A 4,350-nucleotide genomic window follows, 5' to 3' on the forward strand; every position below is an offset into this window, starting at 1 on the left:
CCGGCTCGACCAGCTTGCCGCCCTCGGCGCGGTACACGCCCGCCACAGAGATCCCGTAGCCCGGCCCGACCAGGCTGTAGCAGGTGTTGGCGTAGCTGGGCACGGGCGCAGGCAGGCCCAGCAGGTCGGCGGCGATGGCGGCGGCGGCCACCTTGCCCTGGGTGTTGGCCGCAAAGCCGGACTTCGGCATGGGGGCGGCGATGGTCGCATCGCCCAGCGCGTAGATGCCCGGGACCTGGCGCGACTCGAAGCTCTCGGCCTTCACCGGGACCCAGCCGCTGGCGTCGGTCACGCCCGCGCGCTCGGCGATGCGACCGGCCTTCTGGGGTGGGATCACGTTGAGCACGTCGGCCTGGTGGCGTGTGCCAAAGGCAGTCTCCACTTCCAGCCGCGCGGCGTCCACGCGCATCACCTGGCCGTCGTCCTTCTGGCCCACCCACTCGATCATGTCGCCGTACAGCGCCTTCCAGCCCTGTTGAAACAGTGCCTGCTTGGAAAAGCTGTCCTTGGCGTCCAGCAGCAGCACCTTGCTGCGCGGCTTGTGCTGCTTGAAGTAGTGCGCCACCATCGCCGCCCGCTCGTAGGGGCCGGGCGGGCAGCGAAAAGGGTTGTCGGGGATGGCCATGACGAAGGTGCCGCCGTCCTCCATGGCCTGCAGCTGGCGGTGCAGCAGCAGCGTCTGCGCGCCGGCCTTCCAGGCGTGTGGCGCGCGTTCGGCGGCCGCCCGGTCGTAGCCTTCGAGCGCATCCCATCGCATGTCCACGCCGGGCGACAGCACCAGCCGGTCCCAGCGCAGCTGCTGGCCGGTGGACAGGCGCAGCGTGCGCGCGCCGGTGTCCACATCCTGGGCGCGCGCGTGGATCACTTCCACGCCAGCGGCGCGCAGCCCGGCGTAGCCGTGGCCGATGCTGTCCCAGCGGCGCAGCCCGGCCAGCACCAGGTTGGAAAAGGGGCAGGTATAGAAGCGCCCGGCCGGCTCGACCAGCGTCACGCGCACGCCGGGTGCGTGCCGGCGCAGGTAGCGCGCCGCCGTCGCACCGCCGAACCCCCCGCCCACGACCACCACGTGGGCCGCCGCGGCGCGCGCCTGCACCAAGCCGGGCAGGGCCAGGGCGCCGGCCAGCACGGCACGGCGGGTGGGATGGTGGGGCCGGCCGCTCATCGCTGGTCTCCCTGGCGCGCGAACCATTGGGCCAGGACCTCGATCTGCGCATCGTCGTAGCCCTTCATCAGCCGCGTCATCACCGTCGCGTCCGGCACCTGCCCGCGCTGCAGGGCCCGCAGGCGCTGGCGCAGCTCGGCGGCGTCGCGGCCCTGCAGGCGGGGGATGGGCCCGCCGGAGGGGGCCTCGGGCGCGTGGCAGTTGAGGCAGGTGCCAGCCAGTAGCGCAGCGTCCAGCGCGCCCGGCTGCGCGCCTGCAAGGGCCGGGGCAAGCAGCACCAGCAGCGCCAGCCAGGGGGCGCGGTACGGGGGCGGGAAAGGGATGTGCACGCAGGCATCCTCGGATGCGACAGGCCCGGCGCTTGGCAGCGCAGGGGCCCGGACCGGTGGAGCCAACGAACGGCAGGCGCGAGGGGCCTGGGCGTTGGGGGCGCAAGGGCCCGCTGCAGCACCGGCGGGTGCATCCCTCTCGACCGGCACGCGGCACGAGCGGAGTGGAAAATGGATGGCGCAATTCTAACCGCGCCGCGCGGGCAGGCTCAGCGCACGCGCATGCCCGGCTGCGCGCCGGGAAAAGGCTCCAGCACGTAAATGCCCGGGTGCGCCTTCTCGTCGGCGTGGCTCGCAGCCAGCACCATGCCCTCGCTCACGCCGAACTTCATCTTGCGCGGCGCAAGGTTGGCCACCAGCACCGTGAGCTTGCCGGTGAGCTGTTCGGGCTGGTACATGCTGGCGATGCCGGAGAGCACGTTGCGCGTGCGGCCCTCGCCGGCGTCCAGGGTGAGCTGCAGCAGCTTGGTCGAGCCTTGCACCGCCTGGCAGTCGACGATGCGTGCGATGCGCAGGTCGATCTTGGCGAAGTCGTCGATGGTGATGGTCGGTGCGATGTCCTCGCCGCCGGGCAGCACCTTCTCGACCACCGGCTCCGGCAGGGCGAACAGCGCATCGAGCTGCTCCGCGGTCACGCGCTGCATCAGGTGCTGGTACGCCCCGATGGCGTGGCCGGCGCCCAGCAGGGATTGCGCATCGGCGAAGGCCAGCGGTGGCACCTGCAGGAAGGTCTCCACCTGCGCGGCCACGGCCGGCAGCATCGGCTTGAGGTAGAGGGTCAGCAGCCGGAAGGCCTCGATGCAGGTCGTGCACACGTCGTGCAGGCGCTCCTCCATCCCTTCCTGGCGCGCCAGCTCCCAGGGCCGGTTGGCGTCCACGTAGGCATTGACGCGGTCGCACAGCAGCATCACATCGCGCGCGACGCGGGCGGTGTCGCGCGCCTCGTAGGCGGCGGCGATGGCCTCGCTCTGCCCGCGCAGGGCGGCCAGCAGTTCCTGGCCATCGCTACCGACCTCGCCCAGCCGGCCGCCGAAGCGCTTGGCGATGAAGCCCGCCGCGCGGCTGGCGATGTTCACGTACTTGCCGATCAGGTCGGCATTGACGCGCGCCATGAAGTCCTCGGGGTTGAAGTCGATGTCCTCGTTCCTGCCATTGAGCTTGGCGCCCAGGTAGTAGCGCAGCCACTCCGGGTCCATGCCCAGCGACAGGTACTTGAGCGGATCCAGCCCCGTGCCCCGGCTCTTGCTCATCTTCTCGCCATTGTTCACGGTCATGAAACCATGCACGCAGATCTTGGTCGGCGTCTTCCTGCCGCTGAACTTCAGCATGGCGGGCCAGAACAGCGTGTGGAAGGTGATGATGTCCTTGCCGATGAAGTGCACCTGCTCGAGCCGCGGGTCGGCCATGTAGGCCTCGTAGTCCTCGCCGCGGCGCTCCAGCAGGTTCTTGAGCGACGCCAGGTAGCCCACCGGCGCGTCCAGCCAGACATAGAAGTACTTGCCCGGCGCGTCCGGGATCTCGATGCCAAAGTAGGGCGCGTCGCGCGAGATGTCCCAGTCGTCCAGGCCCTCGCTGGTGGTGCCGTCCGGGTTGGTGCGCGTGCCGAACCATTCGCGGATCTTGGCGGCGACTTCCGGCTGCACGTGCTCGCCGTTTTGCGTCCACTCCTGGAGGAACTCGACGCAGCGCGGGTCGGAGAGCTTGAAGAAGAAGTGTTCCGAGGACCGGAGGACTGGCTTGGCGCCCGACAGCGCGGAGTAGGGCTCGATCAGCTCGGTGGGCGCGTACACGGCGCTGCAGACCTCGCAGTTGTCGCCGTACTGGTCCTTGGCGTGGCAGCGCGGGCACTCGCCCTTGATGAAGCGGTCGGGCAGGAACATGTTCTTCTCGGGGTCGAAGAACTGCTCGATGGTGCGCGTCTCGATCAGGCCGTTGGCCTTGAGGTCGAGGTAGATCTGCCGTGCCAGCTCGTGGTTCTCGGGCGCGTCCGTGCTGTGCCAGTTGTCGAAGGCGATGTGAAAGCCCTCCAGGTACTGGGCGCGCCCGGCGGCGATCTCAGCGACGAACTCCTGCGGCGTCTTGCCGGCTTTCTCGGCGGCGATCATGATCGGCGCGCCGTGCGCGTCGTCGGCGCCCACGAAGTTCACCTCGGCGCCCTGCATTCGCTGGTACCGCACCCAGGTGTCGGCCTGGATGTATTCCATGATGTGGCCGATGTGGAAATTGCCGTTGGCATACGGCAGGGCGGTGGTGACGAAGATCTTGCGGGCGGTCATGGTGGGGCGAACGGGGCTCTCGGAGGTGGGGGCGGAACCCGCCATTTTAGGAACAGCAGGCCTGCCCCTGCCGCGTGCGGGTGGCGCCCGCCTGTTTCAGCCCGCTCGCGCCGCTGTGCTGGCCGGCCCGCACCGGGGCGGTGCTGCAGCATTCCAGCCGAAGAAGTCGCAGATCTCGCCGCGCCGCGCCAGCGCGTCGGAGCGCCCCAGGGCGATCAGCTCGCGCGTGAAGCCCCGCTCGAACAGCAGGTAGCTGGCCAGCGCCGCATCGCGCGAACTGGTGCGGCCAGCGCCCGCACGGGCGTCGATGCCGAGGGTGCTCAGCAGCGCGCGCACCGTCGCGGGAAGGTCCGCCAGGTGCCTGGCGGCGATGTCGTCGATGGGTTCGCTGGGCGAGAGGTGCAAAAGCCGGATGGGGCGCAGCGCGCTGGCCCGGCGCGCCGCCTCCGGAATCAGCGACAGCGTGGTGTTGATGCGCTGCAGGCGCTCGACGTCCACCGGCAGCGCATCCAGGAAGATGCTGGACAGCGCGTGGCCGGCGATCTGGCCCAGCGCCGGGTAGCGCGCCGCGCCTGCGGCGGCC

The 4,350-nt window shown here is 70.3% G+C and carries 3 protein-coding genes and 1 pseudogene; all 4 read right to left on the reverse strand.

Going from position 1 to position 4,350, the window contains the following annotated elements; translation table 11 throughout:
• The coding region (locus tag A612_RS13185; protein ID WP_040436904.1) for an NAD(P)/FAD-dependent oxidoreductase at positions 1-1,162 on the reverse strand (1,162 nt) is incomplete at its 3' end.
• Positions 1,159-1,491 carry a c-type cytochrome gene (locus A612_RS13190; protein WP_019374934.1) on the reverse strand — a complete coding sequence of 111 codons (333 nt, stop codon included), beginning with the start codon at positions 1,489-1,491 and terminating at the stop codon, positions 1,159-1,161. The genes A612_RS13190 and A612_RS13185, both read right to left, overlap by 4 nt.
• 209 nt (positions 1,492-1,700) lie before the next feature.
• Positions 1,701-3,767: a methionine--tRNA ligase gene (gene metG, locus A612_RS13195; RefSeq protein WP_019374935.1), complete on the reverse strand. Its 2,067-nt coding sequence runs from the start codon at positions 3,765-3,767 to the stop codon at positions 1,701-1,703.
• A gap of 96 nt (positions 3,768-3,863) precedes the next feature.
• Positions 3,864-4,350, reverse strand: a pseudogene (locus A612_RS17430) (patatin-like phospholipase family protein); the annotation flags it as partial.

Source organism: Melaminivora alkalimesophila (assembly GCF_000282995.1).
GTDB lineage: Bacteria > Pseudomonadota > Gammaproteobacteria > Burkholderiales > Burkholderiaceae_C > Melaminivora > Melaminivora alkalimesophila.